Genomic DNA, 20,601 nt, shown 5'->3' on the forward strand with positions numbered 1-20,601 from the left:
CGTATCGAAATGAATTTAACTATCCTTGGCTGTTATGCAGCGACCCCACGAACTCTTACCAATCCTACATCGCAGGTGCTGGAAATGAAGAACAGGATGTTCCTGATTGATTGCGGGGAAGGCACGCAGGTACAGCTGAGAAAGCATAAGCTTAAGTTCTCACGAATAAACCATGTGTTTATTTCACATCTCCATGGTGATCATTTCTATGGTTTAATTGGACTTGTATCTACATTTTCGCTTCTCAATCGCCAGTCCGATCTGCATATATATGGGCCTAAAGGGATCAAAGAAGTTACACTTCTGCAATTAAAGTTGTCTGCTTCATGGACAAGTTATAATCTTTATTTTCATGAACTGGACAGTAAAGAATCTCAGGTGGTGTTTGAAGATGATAAAGTAATTGTAACCACTATTCCTCTTACGCACAGGGTGTATACAAATGGTTTTCTTTTCCAGGAAAAAACAGGAGACAGAAAGCTCAATCTTGATGCTGTTAATGAATACGGCATAGAAACCTGTTACTATAATAAAATTAAAAGTGGCAGTGATATGAAACTGGATGACGGAAGAGTAATTCGTAATGATGTGCTAACTTTCGATCCTGTTCCTGCCAAAAGTTATGCGTTTTGTTCTGATACAATGTATGATGAAACGATAGTATCATTAATAAGGGATGTAGATGTATTGTATCATGAAAGTACCTTCCTTGATTCTGAAGAGCACCTTTGTGAACGAACAATGCATTCAACAGCTAAACACGCCGCCGCTATAGCTTTAAAGGCTAACGCTAAACAACTTGTCTTAGGGCATTTCTCTACAAGATATGGTTCAATAGATCCTTTTAAAGACGAAGCAGAAACCGTATTCCCTAATGTCCATTTAGCTGATGATGGGAAAATATTCGAGTTTTAAGAAATTTCAATACCTTTAAGTTAGTTTTTTCCTATCCAGTAATCATAATACAAGAACAATGACTGATCTTAGTAACTATCGCCGTTCATACGAAAAAAGTGAGCTAACAGAAGAGCATCTTCCGGAAGATCCTATGAACCTTTTCAAAAAATGGTTCATAGAGGTAGAAGAATTTGATGGTCCCGGAGAGGTTAATGCTATGACAGTTTCCACTTTTGGATTGGATGGTTTTCCAAAATCACGCGTTGTGTTACTCAAGCAGTATACCTATGAGGGTTTTATTTTTTTTACGAATTATGATTCGGAAAAAGGAAAAGCCATAGCTGCAAATCCTAATATTTGCCTTTCTTTCTTTTGGGAGGGTTTGGAACGCCAGGTTATAATTAAGGGTAAGGCAGAAAAAGTATCTGAAAATATTTCTGACGGTTATTTTGACAGCAGGCCGGAAGGCAGTAGGCTGGGAGCTATAGTATCTCCACAAAGCCGGGTTATTCCTTCACGGGATTATCTCGAAAATAATCTGAAAGATTTGGAAAAAGAGTTTGAAGGAAAAGAAATACCACGTCCTGCGAACTGGGGGGGCTATATTGTAAAACCTATAGAGGTTGAATTCTGGCAGGGAAGGGCTAATCGTCTTCACGACAGGATACGTTTTAAACTTCAGTATGATCTTTCATGGATTGTGGAACGACTTGCTCCATAAGCTTAAATTTTAATATCAAATTAACATATTGTAGGGAAACTGGCTTCGTTATTTTACGGATATTTAAATTATTGATACATAACTATTAAACCTATAGAGCGTATGAAAAATTTAATTCTGATCCGCCATGCGAAGTCAAGCTGGGAAGCACCGTTGGAGGATAAAGACCGCCCTTTATCGAAAAGAGGGATAAATGATGCGCATCTTGTAGCGTCTGAAATTGAGAATCACTTACCTAAATCATATATTGTTTGGAGTAGTACAGCTAAGCGTGCTAAAAATACCGCCTACATTTTTGCAGAAAATCTTTCTATACCACTAGAAACCATAGTCTTTAAAGACGACCTCTATACTTTTGATGCTAAAAGCCTCGAAGATGTTATAAAAAGCTGCAATAATCAATTTGATAACCTAATTCTTTTTGGACATAACGACGCTATTACTAATTTTGTTAATACCTTTGGGAACCATGCTGTAGAAAATGTACCTACGGCAGGTTTTGTATCCCTTTCCTTTCAGCAAAATGACTGGAAAGATATCCGAAAGGGGACGATAGAAAAAGTATTATTTCCAAGCGAATTAAAGAAACATGATCCACCACTCACCGGTAAACCGGTATATTGACAGGGAAAAAAGCTGGCTGGCGTTTAACGCAAGAGTATTGCAAGAAGCAGGAGACGATAAAGTGCCTTTGCTGGACAGGCTAAGATTTTTAGGAATATTTTCAAACAACTTCGACGAATTTTTCAGGGTGCGCTATGCAGCCATACGCCGTTTGAGCCTTACAGGACAGACCGGCGAGAAGATTCTTGGAGGTATATCTGCCCAGCAGCTTCTTACAGAGATTACTGATATTGTTATCGAACAACAATCGGAGAGTCTTCGTATTCTAAGCGTTATTGAAAAAGAGCTGGAGAATGAGAATATTTTCATGGTTAATGAAACCCAGCTTACTAAAGAACAGGAAAGCTATCTAAAAGACTTTTATATCCAGAAAGTAAGTCCGGAATTAGTTACTATTATCCTTAATGATCTTGACGAGTTTCCATTGTTAAAAGATACATCGGGCTATCTTGCTGTGAAGCTGGTTATGAAACCTAAAGTATTACCTGGGTACTCTGAGACTACTCAGCAAATACGTTATGCAGTAATTGAGATGCCTAAAACCGTTAATAGGTTTGTAATACTTCCATCTAATACGGATAAGCAGTATGTCATTATGCTTGATGACGTTATACGTCTTAATCTGCACGGAATATTTAATATCTTCAGGTATGAGAGCATCTCTGCCCACATGATTAAAATTACGCGTGATGCACAGTTAGAAATAGATAGCGACCAGAGTAAAAGCTTAATGGAGAAGATTTCTACTAGTGTTAAAGAAAGACGTATTGGAGAACCTGTACGTTTTGTATATGATCAGGCTATAGGGAAGGATACACTTGATTTCTTTCTTACCCGTATGGAGATAGATTCATCCGATAGTATTATTCCGGGAGGAAGATATCACAATAGGCGAGATTATATGGACTTTCCTAACTTAGGGAGACAGGACTTGCTTTATCAGCAAAATGTCCCATTGCCGGTACCGGGGCTTAGCCTTGAAGGAAGTATTCTTCATAAAATAAGAGAAAGAGATTACCTGCTTAACGCACCTTATCAGTCGTTTGCATATGTAATTAAATTTCTTCGTGAAGCAGCACTTGATCCTAAAGTTAGTTCCATAAGTATAACGTTATATCGATTAGCCAGAAATTCGCAAATTATCAGTTCTCTTATTAATGCAGCTAAAAACGGAAAGAAAGTAACAGTTCAGATCGAACTTCAGGCGCGTTTTGATGAGGCTAGTAATATTTCCTATGCAGAACAGATGCAGACGGAAGGTATCAATCTTATATTCGGCGTAAAGGGCCTTAAAGTGCATAGTAAAATATGTGTTATAGAGCGCGTAGAAAATGGACGTATAAAACGTTATGGATTTGTATCTACGGGTAATTTTAATGAGTCTACAGCTAAAATATATACCGACGTTACATTGTTTACCAGCCATCAGCAGATTTTAAAAGAAACACAAAGGATATTTGAGTTCTTTGAAGTCAACTATCGTGTACACCGATATAAACACCTTTTTGTATCGCCACATTACACCCGTAGTAAATTTTATAAACTGATTGACAGAGAAATATTAAATGCTATAGCTGGTAAAGAGGCATACATAAAACTTAGAATGAACAGCCTTACCGACTTCAAAATGATCGATAAGCTCTATGAAGCCAGCAGAGAGGGTGTAAAAATACAGCTTATTATACGCGGAATATGCTGCTTGATACCTGGTGTACCGGGCATGAGCGATAATATAGAAGCAATAAGCATTGTAGATAACTATCTTGAGCATTCCAGGGTCTATATTTTCGCAAATTCAGGAGATCCGGAAATATTTATTTCTTCAGCAGATTTTATGACTAGAAACCTTGATGCAAGGGTAGAAGTTACATGTCCTATTTATGATCCGGAGATAAAGCAGGAATTGCTTGAAACTTTTGAAATTGGTTGGAAAGCTAACGTAAAAGCCAGGCTACATTCTGAAACGTTGGAAAATAAATACAGGAAAAAGCCTGATGAAAAACCTTTCCGTGCGCAGCTGGAAACTTACAATTATTACAGAAACAAATTAGACGTTATTTACGAACAATTATAAGTGAGGGATAGTTCCTTAGGTGCTTAAAGAATGATTACAATAAAAAAATATGCTGCGATAGATATTGGTTCAAATGCCATGAGGTTATTAATATCCAATATTGTCGAGCAGGAAGGTAAGGAACCACAGTTTAATAAAAGTTCGCTTGTACGCGTACCGGTGCGTCTTGGGCAGGATGCTTTTACTGTAGGGGAAATTACCGAAGAGAATATTGAACGTATGGTGGACTCTATGAAAGCCTATAAACTACTTATGAAAGTGCATAAAGTAGAACGTTATATGGCTTGTGCTACTTCAGCTATGCGTGAAGCATTTAATGGAAAAGAAGTCGCTGATATTATAGAGCAGGAATCGGGTGTGAAGATAGAAATAATCGATGGGAAAAAAGAAGCAGCTATTATTGCTTCAACAGATTTGCATCATCTTGTTAAGACCGATCAGACCTATCTATATGTTGATGTTGGTGGAGGCAGTACAGAGTTTTCATTGTTTGCCAATGGAAAAATCGTTGCCTCTAAATCATTTAAAAATGGTACGGTTCGTTTGCTAAATAACATGGTAAACGAAGTGGTTTGGCAGGAAATAGAAAAGTGGATTAAAGCTGTAACCGAACCTTACGAAACAGTTACACTTATTGGTTCAGGAGGAAATATCAATAAGCTATTCAAAATGTCCGGTAAACAACAGGAAAAACCATTGTCTTTTTTTTATGTAAACAGCCAGTATCAGTTTCTAAATAGCCTAAGTTACGAGCAGCGTATTTCAGAGCTTGGACTTAATCCGGATCGCGCAGACGTAATTATTTATGCTGCCCGAATATATTTAAACGCCATGAAGTGGAGTGGTGCGAGAAATATTTATGTGCCAAAAATCGGACTATCAGATGGTATAGTAAAAGCCATGTACTACGGAAAAATATAAGTTTATGGATAACAGGATAAAACTTATTAAAGGTGATATTACCAAGATGCAGACTGATGCGATAGTTAATGCTGCAAATTCATCGCTACTGGGTGGTGGCGGAGTGGATGGTGCTATTCATCGCGCGGGAGGTAAAGCTATTTTAGATGAGTGTATCGCAATCCGAAATCTTCAGGGTGGTTGTAATACCGGAGAAGCTGTTATAACAACTGCAGGTAATCTTACATCCAAATATGTCATCCATACAGTCGGTCCGGTTTGGAATGGCGATAAACTAGAGAAAGAACAATTATTAGCTAATGCTTACCTCAATAGTCTTACACTTGCGGTTGAAAATTCCATTGAAACAATTGCATTTCCAAATATCAGTACAGGAGTATATCATTTTCCTAAAGATAAAGCCGCTAAAATTGCTATTTCAACAGTAGATGATTTTCTAAGAACAACTACTTCCGTTAAAGAGGTTGTATTTGTATGTTTTGATGATGAGAATTACAATTTATATCAATCTATATTAGAATAATTTACATTATATAAAATTCATCTTTCGTAATAGGGTCCGGTACATCTTTTTCGTGAATAAGCTGCCTGATATTGATCTCAATAGTTCTTGCGATAGCCGTCACGGAAATATCGCTTGGCCTGTTTCTAAAAGGATCCTGCAGGTAATAAGCTGTTTTTTCAAGAATAAAAAATACAAGCGCTATTAGAAGTAACAACGGTATTTCATACGCAAGTATCACACCTTTTAGAGCAATTGATAGTATAGCAACAAAAAGATATATTGTGAAATGAAGGAACATTCTATATGTTGTAGGAAATACTGTAGAATTAATTCTTTCTGCTGCACCCATGCTATCTGAAAATCGTACCGATGTAGTGTTTAGTTGAATATTTTCAAAATCGGTAAGTCTACCGGCTTCTCTTAGTTTACTTATTTGCTTTACATTCATTTGAAGTATTCCCAGAGGTTTATTCTTGAATTCTTTTAAAGATTGTAATTCATCCTCGGGTAAAAAGTTATCGCAACTTTCCAATGGAGGTAATCCTCTTAACGATTGCCCAAGTGAGTAACACCATGCAATTTGTCTATATGCCATTTGTTTTATCTGTTGGTCGGTGTCGTCTCCTTTCAGGAACGCCTGAAGCTGCAAAACCAAACTTCTTGAATCGTTTACTATTGCACCCCATATTTTTCGGGCTTCCCACCAGCGATCGTAAGACTGGCTCATTTTAAACGATAGTAAGACCGATATTGCAGTACCTAAAAATGTTGCTATTGTAAGCGGCATTTCGGGTACGTATGTATAAAATTTTTCGGTAAGAAAATGTATGATTATACCTAATATGAAAACGATAAGCATTTCATATTTTATCAGGTTAAAAAGATAGCGCAGGGGTACGCGTTTGTCTACAAGCATAAAACATTATTTAATACATACTAAAGTTACATAATGTTTTAATGTACACCTTTGATTATAGTTAACATTTACAATAATTTTCACATTACCATTTTTCTTCAAGTTTCGCAGGTATATAATCCTGCCTGTATTCACTATTCATTTTAAAATAGTTGCCGTCAGGCTTTACTATAATATAACCGCAATCTGCCGATTGTTTAAATAAGAGTTTCTTAATAATTTCATTCTTATCTTCATAAACAAAATCCTTTTCGTAATCAAATCGTTTTTCGGTTACAAATACCTGGAAAACAGTTTTGTTTTTCTTTATAAATCTTCGATAGACTCTATCGCTGGTATAGTAGTCTATATTGGGACGTTGTCTCGGTAACGGCTTTTCTTTCTGAAAATAGTTTATAATTATCGAATGATCTGCAGATATGGGAAGGCCTGTTAGCTCTTGCAGTGCACTAATCAGTTCGTCTCTCTTTTCAGGCGTAATCTTTCCATATTCCTATCTGGAAAGCAGGCGGGCATTTATCGAATCTTTATTCTCGCTAATTAGCCATATATATTTTTGTGACTTAATTTTAGCGTCAAATAACTCCTGAGAAATTGTGTTGCCCGTTTCATCAAAAAGATAGCCTTGTTATTTAGTTGCTTGTGCGTGAAAATTTAGAGTAATAAAGCAACAAATAAATGTCATTATCAATTTCATACTTAGCCCTTTATTGTTGTTTTTTGTTCTTGTATAGGCTTGGAATCTTCACGTACTTTCTTCAGTTCAGCTTCATTAATTACACGTCTGGTGTCTTCATCTTCCCATTCATACATTTTTTCAAAACTAATCTCCCGTTGCGCTTTTATGCTTTTCTCGGTAGGAATTGATTTCGTTGTTGTTTTTACCTTTAATGAAGGTCGCGATTCTTCCATTGACTTCTCTAGTGATTCCTGCATTTTCTGTGTAAAGAAAACCGCGAAATTATCTTGTTGTAATATGTGTTGCTGTAGTGTTTTCTTTACTGATTCCTCAGGTGCGGTTATTTTAATTTCATCTTTGCACGGATAACAAATGCTTGTAACTTTAAAACCTACAATTTTTGTTTCATCTTCGGCTTCTAGAATTACACCGGGCAAACCTGATAGTTTCCAGGGACCGTAAGGATAGGGTATGCTTTCGGTAAACCAGACGGTATAGCTTCTACCTCTGAATATTCCAGTTGCTTTTTGAGTTTTCAGCCCATCAACTGTTTTAAATTCATTATGTGTTTTCCACTTTATATTTATCCAATTATCCTCATAAATATAAGGCTCCAGTATTTGCTTAGGCTGACGGACAATTATTTTTTTAGTTGTATAATCTTTGAATATCTGAGCGCCAATAGCGTCATATCCTTTTGTTGTTACTGAAAAACTATTGTTTATTTCATCTGTCTCCATAGATGAATAATCCTGTAGATTTTCTTCCAGATCATATCTAAGCCACTTATAAAGAGACTGAGTTGAATTGAATTCAAGTAATCCGGCTATAGGTTCTTTATTGCCATTTGCTACAAGGTAGTTTATTTTTCCGTTAACGTTATTTTGGGAAAGTAAGGTTAAGTTATAGGTAAGAAATAAAATGAGGAATAGATTGCGCAATTTCATAATCTTGATAGTTGGTTGGTTAGCCAAATATAAGTTATTTCTGAAACTGACGTGTGGTTAGATGTCTAAATCGAACAATTTCCTTAGAGTCTCTACTGCGGGATTTATCGATTTTAGTTTTTCAAACTTTTCGATAGGAGTAAAGGCATGCTTTGTAGATACTATTTCATTCACATGAACATCAATAGTAATATCATGGTTATGAAGTTTACCTCGCAGATAACCTAATAGTTCGTGTTTGGCATTGTCAAAATCTAATTTAGAACCTTCATTTGGAAGTTCCAGCTTAATAGTAACACCATCAAGCACCGGATCATTAATTTGCATATAAGTAGCCATGATCTTCTGTCCCGAATCACTTAAACGCTTTGCAAATTTATTCCATTGCAGCAGCATATCGGTTTCGTTGAATGCCTCACGGGGCAAATCATCAGTATGCCTTACTATAGCTTTCTGGCTTTCCAGTAATTCTTTTTTCTGGCGAAGACCGGCTAATGAAAATGCTGATACTTTGGGTGTTCCGTCATTTGCAGGTTTTAGTACAGGCGGTTTAATTACCTCCGGCTCATCTACCTCAAGCTCTGTAGCGGGTAGTGGAGTAATCGGTGCTGCAGAAACTTCTGCACTGACACTTATAGTTTCTGTGATAGTATTTTCAGTTTGAATAACAGTTTCCTGTACAGTAACTTTAGCTACAGCAGCGGCATTTTCTTTAAAGTAATGGGATGGAATTATAAATTGGTCAGCTTTTTTTTTTCTCCATCAAAGGTGATGGAGGCAAGCTGCATTAAGCATAATTCTACAAGCAACCTTTGGTTCTGGCTGGTTTTATATTTAAGGTCACAATCATTTGCTAAATCTATTGCTTTTAGTAAAAAGTCCTGACTTGTTTTTTGCGATTGTTCCCTGTAAAGATTCTGTGCAACTTCACCTGCTTCTAACAATGCCAATGTTGCAGGATTTTTACTGACTAGTAAGTCACGGAAATGCGATGCAAGTCCGGCTACAAAATGATGTCCGTCAAACCCTTTCGCTAAAATCTCATTATAGGTAAGTAATAGGTCAGGAATACGGTTTTCAATGATCAGATCGGTTACTTTTATGTAGTATTCATAATCAAGTACGTTTAGATTTTCAGTAACTGCCTGACGGGTAAGATTAGTACCGCAATAACTTACGACCCTGTCAAAAATCGAAAGAGCGTCACGCATAGCGCCATCTGCCTTTTGGGCAATAATGTGCAGTGCATCATCTTCGAAAGAGATTCCCTGGCTGCGGGCAACCTCACCAAGATGTTCTTTAGCATCTTTAACGGTTATTCTTTTGAAATCGAATATTTGGCAACGCGATAATATAGTTGGTATTATCTTGTGTTTCTCTGTAGTTGCAAGTATAAATATAGCATGTCTTGGCGGCTCTTCAAGTGTTTTAAGAAACGCATTGAATGCAGCCTGAGATAGCATGTGTACCTCATCTATAATATATACTTTGTATTTACCTGTTTGTGGCGGTATTCGAACCTGGTCTATAAGGCTTCGGATGTCGTCTACAGAGTTGTTAGAAGCAGCATCCAGCTCAAATACGTTAAAGGCAAAATCCTCATACGGGTCGTCATAACCTTCTTGGTTTATTTTTCGGGCCAAAATACGCGCGCAGGTAGTTTTACCAACACCACGAGGACCTGTAAATAGCAGTGCCTGAGCAAGGTGATTATTATCTATGGCATTAAGTAGTGTATTGGTAATAGCCTGCTGCCCAACAACATCCTTAAAGGTTTGTGGGCGATACTTACGGGCTGATACTATAAACTGTTCCATAGAAATTACTGTAGAGCAAATATAGCAATTCCTTTGGGAATTTTGACGATATCCCGCCGCCGATTAATTGTTTTTTGCAACACAAAATATTACGCTCTAATAACACGGAAGTTAGGTTTAAACTATTCTAATGTTAAGGGGAATGTACTATAAAAGTAATATCCTTAAGGCTGTAGTTTTTTAACCAGCCACGGCAACGTTAATCCCTGACCGATAAGTGTGAATAAAACAACGACCACCGATATAAATATTATTTCGTTGCGGAGTGGAAAAGGGGTGCCATCGCCAAGTTCGTGTGGCAAACCTATCGCTATTGCCAAAGATACGATGCCACGCATACCCGACCAGCTTATAATAAGGCTGTTCTTAAAATCCAGCAAAGCATGTTCGCTTATTTTGTGCCTGCCTTTTTTAAAAGCATTCTGCAATCCGGCTTTTTGAGAAAAAACTCTTATCATACGTATAAGAAGTACTGCTATTGTGATAAGAAATGCATAACCTATATAAGGTAATACCATGGCTTTATCAATGCTTCCCAATATGTATGGAAATTGCAATCCTATGAGAATAAATATAAGTCCGTTTAAAAGGAATATAGCAATGTCCCAAATTGATTTCGACTGATTTTTTAATCGTTCTGGAAATACCATATTACTAAACCTCGATATTACAAGTCCCAGCATTACTACTGCAATAACACCGGATACATGGATTTCTTCAGCTATAAGATAGGTAACAAATGGCATAATCAGCATGAAACTGATAACCACTATTGCATCGTCCTTTATCCTTTTAAGTATAATGGCTAATAACTTACCCATTATCATTCCGACCAGTATTCCGCCACCTAATAAGAACACAAATTCCAATGTGGCCTTCCAGAATACAAAAGCTGCTCCTGTAACGGCGGCAACTGCAAAACGGTAGGCAACTAGTGCAGATGCATCGTTTATAAGGCTTTCCCCTTCCAGTATCGTCATTGTTTTATGTGATAATCCGAGTCCCTTTGTAATGCTCATAGCAGCTACAGCATCGGTTGCAGAAAGTATGGCACCCAACACAAAACCTAATGGCCAGTTCATACCCGGGATGCAATACCTTGCTAAAACCGCTATGCCAAGAACTGTAATAAATACAAGTGATATTGCGAGAGTGCTAATCGTATTGATATTGGTTTTAAACTGCGCGAATGATATATTGAATGCCGCATCGTATAGAAGTGGAGGCAGAAATAAAAGGAATATAATTTCGGGGTCAATTTCTACTTTAGGCAGAGTAGGTATAAAACCAATGGCTATTCCTGCACTTATAAGAAGTATCGGGTAGGGCAATTTTATTTTATCGGCGATTGCCGATAGCCCGATCATAAGGGCAAGTATAAATAGTACAATACTATAGTTTTCCATAAATCAACTTTGAAGTTTTCTCAAAAAAGTAAATTTATGAAAAACCTAAGTATTCACTTTTGATAATTTCGATAAGTTGAGTTTCGATTGATGACTATGCAATTACTTCAGCAATATCTTCGTCGGTAAGCAGCCTGAGTAATGCTTTTTCATTAGCGTTAAATTCTTCACTGGTTGTAGATTCGGGTTTGTAATTGTCTATAAGACCTTTCTCATACGTTGCAATAACAGTGGGGTGTATGTAATATTTTTTGCAAACGGTGCGGGTATTTCCCAATTTTTCAGCTACGGAATCTATAACACCTACAATTTTACGTTTACAATCAGTATCGCTGGTAAATTTGCCTATATCTAAAAAAGCGCATAAGGCATTTAGGCTTCCTGCCCACGCACGGAAATCTTTAGCGGTAAAATCTTCACCGGTAATTTCTTTAATATAGCCATTTACATCGCCGGAACCTATAGTGTGTCGATTGCCGTTGTCATCATAGTACTGAAAAAGTTCCTGTCCGGGAATGTCTTTGCATTTTTTTACAAGATTTGCCATCTTACGGCTTTGCAGTTTTATCTTGTGCTTTACGCCTTTTTTGCCTACAAATTCAAACCACACTGTGGTGCCGTCAAATTTAACATGCTTATCGCGAAGTGTTGTTAGCCCGAAAGAACCATAGAGTTTTTTGTAAGCATCGTTACCAATACGAATATTTGTCATCTCTATCAGTTTTACAACTAGTGCAACAACTTTTTCATAGGGCAATCCTTTACGGTTTAAGTCTTTTTCTACCTGTTGGCGTATTAATGGCAACGCATTTGCAAATCTGCGGAGGCGAAAGAATTTTGATTGGTTTCTAATCTTATTCCAGTGCGGGTGATAGCGGTATTGTTTTCTTCCTCTTACATCAATACCGGTAACCTGAAGATGTCCATTTTCAAAGGGTGATATCCACACATTCTGCCATGCCGGTGGAATAACCAGCTTCTTTATGCGATCTATTGTTTCCTTATCCTTAATAGTAATACCATCTTCATTAATATAACTAAAGCCGCTACCTTTGCGTTTTCTGTAAAAGCCTTTATCAGACTTTAGAGAATAACGCAGGCCAACGGCTTTCGCTGTTATTTTAGGATCGCTCCCTATCTTTTCAAGTTTTTTCTGGAGCCTGTTCATGACTATTGCTGTTCAGCCCTGCCTTTAATAGACATATCTAAAAGTACTTTTGCAGCGTCGCTTTCGCTTCCCGGGCTTACTACAAATACACCTTTTTGTCCGTTTTTTGCCTTGATACCATAAACTGTAGCCTCGTCACCCGGGTCGCTTTCGCCTTCGTAACGGTAAATGTGCTCAATTTCAAAATCGTCGCAATGCGTTTTAATACGGTCTTCTTCAAGGTTAAAATCGGTAGTATAACCTTTTTCGTTTAAATCCTGTAATGCCTTAGTTACCGTGGCATAATGATACATCTGTCTGTCCATGATACTGTGTTTTTAAGTTAGTTTGCTTTATTTACTTTAAAATTACAGATTTCATTTTTTTATGCCAGCCAACGAAATGTTAAACATTTTCTCACAGTCGAACGCAAAACGTCAAACCTCTGACACTGGATTATTTACAGAGTTTATTGGGATTGTCGGTAAAGTTTACGACTAAAACACTACTTTTGCGCCCGCAGGCCGTCTTATCGCCGTTGTGTTTACACGAGGGAGGAAAGTCCGGACACCATAGGGTAGCATAGCGGGTAATGCCCGTCATTCTGTTTTAGCTTACTGAAACAGGAGAGGACAAGTGCAACAGAAAGTATGTACAGGTAATGCTGTAGTGAAACCAGGTAAACTCTATGCGGTGAAATGCCATGTACACCGGCAATTAAGGGCTACCCGCCCGATGCCGGGGGGTAGGCAGATTGATCCTTCACAGTAATGTAAGGACTAGATAAATGATAAGAAACCCCGCTTTAGGGCGGGGTTACAGAATCCGGCTTACAGGCCTGCTATTTTTTATAATTTGTAACTAAACATTACACCGGCACGATAGGGTAGCCATTCGCCACTTTTATTATAGCCGGAATGCTCATATCTTTCATTCGTAGATAAAAGGCGACCTGTGTAATGTGCCTGTTGGTTACCGCCACCCAGAAACATATCGATCATCCATTTCTCATTTATCTTTATTTCGTAACCTACAGTTACTCCCAGAAAGAAAGCTTCGCCTTTTTGGTAGTAGTCAGTGTTAAGATAATTCCATTTCTGCATTTTAAAAATAGCCCCACCTACGTGACCACCTACATATATGCCATTAAATTTTTCATTGAAATGGTAACGAACTTCGCTAAATACCATAAGTGTTTTAAAAGGAGCGCCGTTTATGGATTCCCAGTAAGAACCTAAAACATCACCCTGAAATGTAAGCTTTTTACCGATACTCGTTTCAACAGCCACCTGAGGTATTCCCAAAAGCGTAGTCGGAGCATTAAATTTAAGATACGTTTGAGAGAAGCCGCTTGTAGTTACCAGTAAAAATACCAGCATTAATAATTTTTTCATTACGAAAAGAATGGATAATATATTAAGAAAATTTTGGCAGGAAAATTACATATTATCTTCCTCTTCAGCAAGCGAATCGTCTTCTATTTCATTATCAAATTCGAAGAACGAAAATACAGATCCACCGTAGTTTTTCTGAAAAGAAAAATTCATCATATGATTCAGCTTGGTGTATTTAGAGTGCTCAATAACCATCATGCCATCCTGTTGCAGTAACTCATTATCGAATACTAACATTACAATCTCTTCGAATAACTTCTGATCCATATTGTATGGAGGGTCTGCAAAAACAATGTCAAATGCAGCTTTGCTACCCTGCAAATATTTAATGACATCACTTTTTACAGCAGAAATATTAAAATCAAACTCACCGGCAGTCTGTTTAATGAATTTTACACAGCCAAAGTCAGCATCTACGGCTGTAAGGTTAGTGGCTCCACGTGACGCAAACTCATAACATATGTTGCCCGTTCCGGAAAAAAGATCCAGTACTTTTAATCCTTCAAAATCAAAACGGTTATTAAGGATATTAAATAGTGCTTCCTTAGACATATCTGTCGTAGGCCTCACCGGCAGGTTTTTAGGAGCAGTAATTCTTCTCCCTTTGTATTTTCCGGAAATTATCCTCATGAGTTAAATAGTATAAAGTGTTGCAGGGTCTCACTGCTATTCCTGTTCCATTTTTGTTGTAAAGGCATAGTATTAAAAAGTGCTATATGCCTTATATATGTGTATGCCAGTGAAAAATTAGCATCGTTTTCTTCGACCTCACCTAACAGATACACTTTCGCTGTTTCCGGGTTGAGGAATAATTGTTCCATTGTAAACAATAGAAAGTATAGAAAATCTTCCGGCGTTTTATATTCAAAAGAATTGTAAAGGAGCAGTTTCTGATTACGGACTACTACAATTTCAAAATGATTTTCATGGAAGTGTACAAACACCTGCTTGTCGTCTATGTTTTTAGAGGCATCGAGCAATTTGGCTACGAGCACACTATTAGCATTCTTGTATTCAAAAGCACCCAACTGGTCTATAAGAAAGTTATTCACGTTCACCATTGGCACGTAAACATTATTAAGCTCATAGCTATCAAGTTCATCTACTGCAAAAAAGTCGGTATCAAAAACCTTGGTATTGTACTGAAGATAACTTCCAGGATAATTAGAATAAAACAAAGCTGTCGGCACAAAAGTATTAAAGCTATTATCGTGCAACACAACAATTTCATCGTATGTACCAGTAAGCAAGGGATTGTTTACAAATACCTTCCATAATTCTTCTTCTAATGGTGTATACTTAGAAAAAGGCGCAGTTATGCAGTGGGTTATCTCCCTGTTAAGCGTATCAAAACAGCAGAACGATATCCCGCTTGCAGATATCTGCATCGACAATTTCCTGTAATTTTTAGAAGTTATGGTGTTGTTCATTAAGACGAAGTTTCATTGCAAATTTACATTCTTTTTTGGTTTGGTACGGGATGCTCATTAAAATCGTGTTATCTTTGGGCTAATAAACTGTAATACCCTCTACACTTAATGAATTCTGCTTCGTTTTATAAATTGCTCCGTCAGAGATTCCCATTCTCACCAACAGTAAAGCAGGACATATTTTTACAAAAAGCAGCAGAATTTATAACCAACACGAACAAAGATGAAATATTTGTACTTAAAGGTTACGCAGGTACGGGTAAAACAACAATAATCTCCACAATAGTAAATCATTTGGCAGAGGCCAATAAAAAATATGTATTGCTGGCTCCAACGGGCCGTGCAGCAAAAGTAATATCGGGTTATTCTAATAAACCGGCGTTTACAATACATAAGCGAATTTATTTCCCTAAAAAAGGAAGTGGAGGCGGAGTTGGCTTTACATTACAGCCCAACAAATTTACCAACACGATTTTTATTGTAGATGAAGCCTCAATGATATCTGATACTATTCAGGAATCGAAAATGTATGAGAATGGATCGTTACTGGATGATCTGGTATCATTTGTGTATTCCGGCAATAATTGTAAAATGATGCTTATTGGTGATACGGCACAGCTTCCACCGGTAAATTCAGACCTGAGTCCGGCGTTGGATATCGACTCCCTTTCCCTACATTATTTTAAGGACGTGCATCATATTGAACTGGATGAAGTAATGCGACAGGAAGAAAACTCCGGTATACTTTACAATGCGACAGAAATGCGCGAACTGCTAAAGTCTGCCTTTATGGATACGTTTCAGTTTAAGCTTAGGGGGTTTAAAGATATAGTTCGTTTAGTTGATGGTTACGATATACAGGATGCCATAAATCAGGCGTACAGCAATTATAGTATTGAAGACACTGCATTTATAGTACGTTCTAACAAGCGTGCCAATCAATATAACGAACAGATACGTACCAGAATATTATCACGTGAAAGCGAACTTTCTACCGGAGATTTTATGATGGTGGTTAAGAATAACTATTTTTGGCTTAACGAAAAATCAGAAGCCGGATTTATCGCTAATGGCGATATCATAGAAATCCTGGAAATATTCAGGATTGAAGAGTTATACGGATTTAAATTTGCCAGTGTAAAAATAAGGATGGTTGATTACCCTAATCAGGTTACGTTTGAAACACATTTGTTGCTTGACACTGTTGCAAGCGAATCGCCATCGCTAACCTATGAGGAATCAAACCGATTGTATCAGGAGGTAATGAAAGATTATGAGGGCGAAGCGCAATATAAGAAGTTCCTGAAAGTAAAAAATAATCCGCATTTCAACGCACTTCAGGTTAAGTTTTCTTATGCTATTACCTGCCATAAATCGCAGGGTGGACAATGGAATACTGTTTTTATAGAACAGCCCTATCTGCCTGACGGTATAACTAATGATTATATCCGCTGGTTGTATACCGCTGTTACCAGAGCTAAAGACAGGCTCTACCTTATTGGATTTAAAGATGATTATTTTGAAGAATAGATTGTAGTTAAAATAAAGAATTATGAAAATCATAGCTGTAATACCTGCACGATATGCCTCTACTCGATTTCCTGCGAAACTTATGCAGGATCTTGGTGGAAAAACCGTTATTAACCGGACTTACCTGGCAGCCCTTGGTACCGGCTTATTTGATGACGTTTTTGTTGTAACCGATTCTGATATCATTTATAATGAAATTGTATCAAATGGAGGCAAGGCTATAATGAGTGTTAAAGAACATGAAAGTGGGAGTGATCGTATTGCCGAAGCCATAGAAAACCTTGATGTAGACCTGGTTGTTAATGTTCAGGGCGACGAGCCTTTTATAAATAAAGAACCTCTGGCTGATTTACTGGAAGTATTTAAAGGCGATACAGCCCGCGAAATAGATCTGGCTTCTGTGATGATGCATATAACGGATTGGGAAGATATAGAAAACCCGAATAACGTAAAGGTAATAGTAGATCAAAAGAAATTTGCGTTGTACTTTTCACGTTCGGTTATTCCATATCCAAGAGATAAGGAAGCAGGAGTAAGGTATTATCGCCATATTGGTATTTATGCTTTCCGTAAGCATGCATTACTTGATTTTTATAATTTGCCAATGCAGTCGCTGGAAGCTTCTGAGAAATTAGAACAATTGCGTTATCTTGAGTATGGTAAGAAAATAAAAATGGTTGAGACCAGCCATGCCGGCATCGGTATAGATACTCCCGAAGATCTCGAAAAAGCACGAAAAATGTTGTTAGGATAAAGGATTTTTTGTCATTCTAAACAGTGTAATGTGGCGAAGAATCTCTTCTAGTCACGAGCGTTTAGAATGACAAAAATATATAATACTACCCTAATTTTTTAATAGTGTATAACTCATTATGTACTTCGACCTTAGGATACATTCGTACCGAATAATTACTGTCAAACCTTGTTTTATAATGTAAATTCCGTTCGAAATGTTCCTTCGTTAATGTCATGGTGTTGAATAATATAAAACCATTTATATTAAGTAAGAAGTTAATTCGATTTATAAAGAAATCTTCAAACAAAAAGTTTGGCATTTCGGTGTCTTTAAAGATATCTATAATTATAAGGTCGTATTTTTTTCGTGTTTTTAAAACAAACTCAAAAGCATCATCAATTACAATTTCAAGATTGTTAATCTTATCAAGATTAAAGTAGGTATTGGCAATTTCTATAGCTGCTGCATCAATCTCAACACCTGTAATTTTTCCCTTAAATTTTATTTCTTCGGCCAGGGTTTTAATAACACTTCCCGCAGCTACGCCAAGAACCAATATATCCTCAAATCCTCTTATTCTTTCGTAGCCGATGTATTGCAGCCCTTTCCTAAGTATGCGCTGTAGGCTGCCATAAGAATAATTAGTGTTTTTAGAATCGAGTACAAGCTGGCCGTTATTCCATGTGACTTCCAGTTTTTGGCTTATAGCAGAATTCTTTTTATAGATGTTTACCGGTATAAAGTAACTCAGGAATTTTTTAAACATATAATTCCTTTTTTAGATTAATCCTTTCAGCCCATTCTAAGTTGTTAGGGAGTTCTGCATTGCTGAATTCTACATGTATAACTCTTCGGCGAGCATTATTGGTGGTACGCCCGGAGCTATGCAGGAGCATTGGCTTCATTATCATGACACCCCCTTTAGGCACATTACAGTTTACTTCCGTTTCCTTAGACCAATCTATAGTTTCGGGGCGGTAAACCTGCTTATTATGAGAGCCAGGGATAACCTTTAGGGCACCATTATCCTCATTCGTCTCATCAAGATGTATACGAATAGTAAAAATATTTTCAAGGATTTGCAAATGAGGCTGAACTGCAAACTGATTTTGCTTTACAGTCCATGGGCCAAAACCTTCAGTTTCCTGTTTTTTAGTAACCGAAATGGTAAGATCCTGATGGTAGGCCACGAACCAGTTAGATTCTCCCGGTTTATCGAAGTATATCGATTTAACAACAAAATATCCGTCTCCAAAACCTGCAATGATTTTTTTTAACTTTTCATTCAGCAATAGGGGTAATGTTTGAGGTATTTCTTTTAAAAACCGTCGTATTGCAAATAAGTTAGCTGATTTTCTAAACTTGTCAGAAGATGTATCTGCAGCTTCAATTTTGTCGAGGATTTCCTGAATTTCTGCATCAGTATAAATGCTTTCCAGGATGGTAAATCCTTCTTTTTCAATCTGTAAATTTGGCTGGGTTGTTATCATACGCCGTGGTTCAATTCTATCGTAAATATATGTTATTTTTACAGCCTGATTTTTAGATGCTATGAAAAAAATATATCAATTTATCTTCTTTAAGCTATTAGGTTGGCGCATAAAGGGTTTTATGGATCCGCAACTTAAAAAATGTGTCATGATAGTGGTACCACATACAAGTAATTTTGATTTTATAATTGGTGTATTAACAAGAGGAAGTATTGGTTTGCAAATGAATTTTGTAGCCAAAAAAGAATTGTTCAGGTTCCCGTTCGGGGCGTATTTTAAATGGATGGGCGGTGCTCCGTTAAACCGGCATAAAAATGAAAATAAAGTCGACGCTATAGCGGCGCTATTTAAAGAACGTGAAATATTCCGACTTGCTATTGCTCCCGAAGGCACACGTAAAAAAGTAAATGAATGGAAGACAGGGTTCTATTACATTGCTCTAAAAGCAGATGTTCCGGTTATAGCTATAGCATTTGACTATGAAAACAAAGAAGTCAAAGTATCTGAGCCCTATTATCTTACAGGAAACAAGGAGAAAGATTTCGAAATATTGGAGCGTAATTATCAGGGAGTAAGAGGATATAATCATTACCAAAATTATACGAAATGATTAAGAATAGTTTAACGAAGCGTTTTAAGTAATTAACATTTAGTCGTTGTAATTTTACATTAAGAAAAATACGAATGATACCTTATTACCAATAAAGTATATATTGAATATCATTCCCCGGAAAAGGGGATTATCTTATAAAGATAATTTGTGTTTGTTTTATTGGTTAATGGCCCCGGTCAGCTTTTTATAAAGCTATCGGGGTTTTTTAATTTCCGGGGTTATAGTTTTTAAATGTACCATCAGTGTAAAAAATCACAATCTTCTCAATTTCCTTATGCTTGCTGCTTACGGACTTGATTTCTTTCTCTTCCACTGTAGTAAATAAATCAGGTGTGCCAGGTGAGGAGTTTTCCTTGGATGTAGTAATTTCGTCAGAAGAAAACAAATCCATAGCTACGGCCTCATCTTTTTTAGGAGAGGGGGAATTAGCAGGTTGGGTAATTGTATTTTCGTTAATTTCTGTTTTAGGGAAATTACCTTCTCCATTTAGTAACCAATACAAATCGACTTCCGGAAAATTCTCGACAATTTTCATTACAAAATCCAGGCTTGGTTTGTTCCTTCCCGACATTAAATGGGAAAGCCCAGAACGTTGTACACCCATTTTATCGGCAAATACAGAGGCTGAAAGATTATAGAATTCCAACAGTATCTCAAGTCTTTTAATAAAATCATCAGTGTTTACCATTGTAACTTCATTTGATAAATTTGTTATATTACAAATGTAAACAATTCCTTTTAAATACATCTATAA

Annotated in this window: 21 protein-coding genes, 1 other RNA gene and 1 pseudogene; 10 read left to right on the forward strand and 13 right to left on the reverse strand. The window is 37.0% G+C overall.

Annotation, left to right across the window (positions count from 1 at the left end; all coding sequences use genetic code 11):
* Positions 1 to 9 precede the first annotated feature (9 nt).
* From ALW18_00840 to ALW18_00865, 6 genes are all read left to right on the forward strand, one after another.
* A complete protein-coding gene (locus ALW18_00840) occupies positions 10 to 915 on the forward strand; it encodes a ribonuclease Z (GenBank protein ID AOE51194.1) in 906 nt (301 codons plus the stop codon).
* A gap of 58 nt (positions 916 to 973) precedes the next feature.
* Complete coding sequence (locus tag ALW18_00845; protein ID AOE51195.1) at positions 974 to 1,618, forward strand: pyridoxamine 5'-phosphate oxidase; 645 nt, start codon at positions 974 to 976, stop codon at positions 1,616 to 1,618.
* A gap of 102 nt (positions 1,619 to 1,720) precedes the next feature.
* Complete coding sequence (locus ALW18_00850; protein ID AOE51196.1) at positions 1,721 to 2,242, forward strand: phosphohistidine phosphatase; 522 nt, start codon at positions 1,721 to 1,723, stop codon at positions 2,240 to 2,242.
* Positions 2,208 to 4,316: a polyphosphate kinase gene (locus ALW18_00855; GenBank protein AOE51197.1), complete on the forward strand. Its 2,109-nt coding sequence runs from the start codon at positions 2,208 to 2,210 to the stop codon at positions 4,314 to 4,316. Before ALW18_00850 ends, ALW18_00855 begins: the two co-directional genes overlap by 35 nt.
* Before the next feature lie 30 nt (positions 4,317 to 4,346).
* Entirely contained in the window at positions 4,347 to 5,237 is an 891-nt protein-coding gene (locus ALW18_00860; protein AOE51198.1) for an exopolyphosphatase, read from the forward strand.
* Between the two features lie 4 nt (positions 5,238 to 5,241).
* Entirely contained in the window at positions 5,242 to 5,760 is a 519-nt protein-coding gene (locus ALW18_00865; protein ID AOE51199.1) for a hypothetical protein, read from the forward strand.
* Between the two features lies 1 nt (position 5,761).
* On the opposite strand, the gene ALW18_00870 is transcribed toward ALW18_00865, so the two are convergent.
* The 7 genes and pseudogenes from ALW18_00870 to ALW18_00900 form a co-directional block, all read right to left on the reverse strand.
* Positions 5,762 to 6,658 carry a hypothetical protein gene (locus ALW18_00870; protein ID AOE51200.1) on the reverse strand — a complete coding sequence of 299 codons (897 nt, stop codon included), beginning with the start codon at positions 6,656 to 6,658 and terminating at the stop codon, positions 5,762 to 5,764.
* A gap of 1,086 nt (positions 6,659 to 7,744) precedes the next feature.
* Positions 7,745 to 8,026, reverse strand: a pseudogene (locus ALW18_00875) (hypothetical protein).
* 315 nt (positions 8,027 to 8,341) lie between these two features.
* Entirely contained in the window at positions 8,342 to 8,839 is a 498-nt protein-coding gene (locus ALW18_00880; GenBank protein AOE51201.1) for a hypothetical protein, read from the reverse strand.
* A 176-nt stretch (positions 8,840 to 9,015) separates the two neighbouring features.
* Positions 9,016 to 10,101 (reverse strand): DNA polymerase III subunit gamma/tau, encoded by a 1,086-nt coding sequence (locus ALW18_00885; protein AOE51202.1) that lies wholly within the window; start codon positions 10,099 to 10,101, stop codon positions 9,016 to 9,018.
* Positions 10,102 to 10,265: 164 nt separating this feature from the next.
* Positions 10,266 to 11,507, reverse strand: a complete 1,242-nt coding sequence (locus tag ALW18_00890) for a sodium:proton exchanger (protein AOE51203.1) — start codon at positions 11,505 to 11,507, stop codon at positions 10,266 to 10,268.
* Between the two features lie 94 nt (positions 11,508 to 11,601).
* On the reverse strand, positions 11,602 to 12,675 hold the full coding sequence (locus ALW18_00895; protein AOE51204.1) for a DNA topoisomerase I: 1,074 nt from the start codon (positions 12,673 to 12,675) through the stop codon (positions 11,602 to 11,604).
* Positions 12,676 to 12,677: 2 nt separating this feature from the next.
* Entirely contained in the window at positions 12,678 to 12,980 is a 303-nt protein-coding gene (locus ALW18_00900) for a hypothetical protein (protein ID AOE51205.1), read from the reverse strand.
* 190 nt (positions 12,981 to 13,170) lie between these two features.
* Here ALW18_00900 and ALW18_18160 point away from each other — a divergent pair.
* Positions 13,171 to 13,503, forward strand: an RNA gene (locus ALW18_18160) — bacterial RNase P.
* Here ALW18_18160 and ALW18_00905 read toward each other — a convergent pair.
* From ALW18_00905 to ALW18_00915, 3 genes are read right to left on the reverse strand one after another with little or no spacing between them, the layout of a single operon-like run.
* Positions 13,503 to 14,048 (reverse strand): hypothetical protein, encoded by a 546-nt coding sequence (locus ALW18_00905; protein ID AOE51206.1) that lies wholly within the window; start codon positions 14,046 to 14,048, stop codon positions 13,503 to 13,505. The two genes, ALW18_18160 and ALW18_00905, sit on opposite strands and share 1 nt — an antisense overlap.
* Positions 14,049 to 14,093: 45 nt before the next feature.
* A complete protein-coding gene (locus ALW18_00910; GenBank protein ID AOE51207.1) occupies positions 14,094 to 14,678 on the reverse strand; it encodes a methyltransferase in 585 nt (194 codons plus the stop codon).
* The gene (locus ALW18_00915) at positions 14,675 to 15,478 is read right to left on the reverse strand and encodes a hypothetical protein (GenBank protein AOE51208.1); all 804 of its coding nucleotides are present in this window, start codon (positions 15,476 to 15,478) and stop codon (positions 14,675 to 14,677) included. The genes ALW18_00910 and ALW18_00915 overlap by 4 nt, the downstream gene beginning before the upstream one ends.
* A gap of 108 nt (positions 15,479 to 15,586) precedes the next feature.
* Here ALW18_00915 and ALW18_00920 point away from each other — a divergent pair, with 108 nt between their 5' ends.
* Both ALW18_00920 and ALW18_00925 read left to right on the forward strand, forming a co-directional pair.
* Complete coding sequence (locus tag ALW18_00920) at positions 15,587 to 17,008, forward strand: ATP-dependent endonuclease (protein ID AOE51209.1); 1,422 nt, start codon at positions 15,587 to 15,589, stop codon at positions 17,006 to 17,008.
* A 22-nt stretch (positions 17,009 to 17,030) separates the two neighbouring features.
* A complete protein-coding gene (locus ALW18_00925) occupies positions 17,031 to 17,762 on the forward strand; it encodes a 3-deoxy-manno-octulosonate cytidylyltransferase (protein ID AOE51210.1) in 732 nt (243 codons plus the stop codon).
* Between the two features lie 85 nt (positions 17,763 to 17,847).
* Here ALW18_00925 and ALW18_00930 read toward each other — a convergent pair whose 3' ends face one another.
* Both ALW18_00930 and ALW18_00935 read right to left on the reverse strand, forming a co-directional pair.
* Positions 17,848 to 18,510 carry a spermidine synthase gene (locus ALW18_00930; GenBank protein AOE51211.1) on the reverse strand — a complete coding sequence of 221 codons (663 nt, stop codon included), beginning with the start codon at positions 18,508 to 18,510 and terminating at the stop codon, positions 17,848 to 17,850.
* On the reverse strand, positions 18,503 to 19,234 hold the full coding sequence (locus ALW18_00935; protein ID AOE51212.1) for a phytanoyl-CoA dioxygenase: 732 nt from the start codon (positions 19,232 to 19,234) through the stop codon (positions 18,503 to 18,505). Before ALW18_00935 ends, ALW18_00930 begins: the two co-directional genes overlap by 8 nt.
* A gap of 61 nt (positions 19,235 to 19,295) precedes the next feature.
* Here ALW18_00935 and ALW18_00940 point away from each other — a divergent pair, with 61 nt between their 5' ends.
* The gene (locus ALW18_00940) at positions 19,296 to 19,844 is read left to right on the forward strand and encodes an acyltransferase (GenBank protein ID AOE51213.1); all 549 of its coding nucleotides are present in this window, start codon (positions 19,296 to 19,298) and stop codon (positions 19,842 to 19,844) included.
* A 208-nt stretch (positions 19,845 to 20,052) separates the two neighbouring features.
* Here the strand turns inward: ALW18_00940 and ALW18_00945 are convergent, their stop codons facing one another.
* On the reverse strand, positions 20,053 to 20,535 hold the full coding sequence (locus ALW18_00945) for a DNA-binding protein (GenBank protein ID AOE54261.1): 483 nt from the start codon (positions 20,533 to 20,535) through the stop codon (positions 20,053 to 20,055).
* Between the last annotated feature and the right edge of the window lie 66 nt (positions 20,536 to 20,601).

Origin of the sequence: Flavobacterium psychrophilum, assembly GCA_001708385.1 — a bacterium.
In the GTDB taxonomy this organism is placed as follows: Bacteria; Bacteroidota; Bacteroidia; order Flavobacteriales; family Flavobacteriaceae; genus Flavobacterium; species Flavobacterium psychrophilum_A.

Bases quoted from the DNA above. Each gene is read 5' to 3' on its own strand.
- ALW18_00840 (AOE51194.1), top strand. From the start codon at position 10: ATGAATTTAACTATCCTTGGCTGTTATGCAGCGACCCCACGAACTCTT.
- ALW18_00845 (AOE51195.1), top strand. From the start codon at position 974: ATGACTGATCTTAGTAACTATCGCCGTTCATACGAAAAAAGTGAGCTA.
- ALW18_00850 (AOE51196.1), top strand. From the start codon at position 1,721: ATGAAAAATTTAATTCTGATCCGCCATGCGAAGTCAAGCTGGGAAGCA.
- ALW18_00855 (AOE51197.1), top strand. From the start codon at position 2,208: ATGATCCACCACTCACCGGTAAACCGGTATATTGACAGGGAAAAAAGC.
- ALW18_00860 (AOE51198.1), top strand. From the start codon at position 4,347: ATGATTACAATAAAAAAATATGCTGCGATAGATATTGGTTCAAATGCC.
- ALW18_00865 (AOE51199.1), top strand. From the start codon at position 5,242: ATGGATAACAGGATAAAACTTATTAAAGGTGATATTACCAAGATGCAG.
- ALW18_00870 (AOE51200.1), bottom strand. From the start codon at position 6,658: ATGCTTGTAGACAAACGCGTACCCCTGCGCTATCTTTTTAACCTGATA.
- ALW18_00885 (AOE51202.1), bottom strand. From the start codon at position 10,101: ATGGAACAGTTTATAGTATCAGCCCGTAAGTATCGCCCACAAACCTTT.
- ALW18_00890 (AOE51203.1), bottom strand. From the start codon at position 11,507: ATGGAAAACTATAGTATTGTACTATTTATACTTGCCCTTATGATCGGG.
- ALW18_00895 (AOE51204.1), bottom strand. From the start codon at position 12,675: ATGAACAGGCTCCAGAAAAAACTTGAAAAGATAGGGAGCGATCCTAAA.
- ALW18_00900 (AOE51205.1), bottom strand. From the start codon at position 12,980: ATGGACAGACAGATGTATCATTATGCCACGGTAACTAAGGCATTACAG.
- ALW18_00905 (AOE51206.1), bottom strand. From the start codon at position 14,048: ATGAAAAAATTATTAATGCTGGTATTTTTACTGGTAACTACAAGCGGC.
- ALW18_00910 (AOE51207.1), bottom strand. From the start codon at position 14,678: ATGAGGATAATTTCCGGAAAATACAAAGGGAGAAGAATTACTGCTCCT.
- ALW18_00915 (AOE51208.1), bottom strand. From the start codon at position 15,478: ATGAACAACACCATAACTTCTAAAAATTACAGGAAATTGTCGATGCAG.
- ALW18_00920 (AOE51209.1), top strand. From the start codon at position 15,587: ATGAATTCTGCTTCGTTTTATAAATTGCTCCGTCAGAGATTCCCATTC.
- ALW18_00925 (AOE51210.1), top strand. From the start codon at position 17,031: ATGAAAATCATAGCTGTAATACCTGCACGATATGCCTCTACTCGATTT.
- ALW18_00930 (AOE51211.1), bottom strand. From the start codon at position 18,510: ATGTTTAAAAAATTCCTGAGTTACTTTATACCGGTAAACATCTATAAA.
- ALW18_00935 (AOE51212.1), bottom strand. From the start codon at position 19,234: ATGATAACAACCCAGCCAAATTTACAGATTGAAAAAGAAGGATTTACC.
- ALW18_00940 (AOE51213.1), top strand. From the start codon at position 19,296: ATGAAAAAAATATATCAATTTATCTTCTTTAAGCTATTAGGTTGGCGC.
- ALW18_00945 (AOE54261.1), bottom strand. From the start codon at position 20,535: ATGGTAAACACTGATGATTTTATTAAAAGACTTGAGATACTGTTGGAA.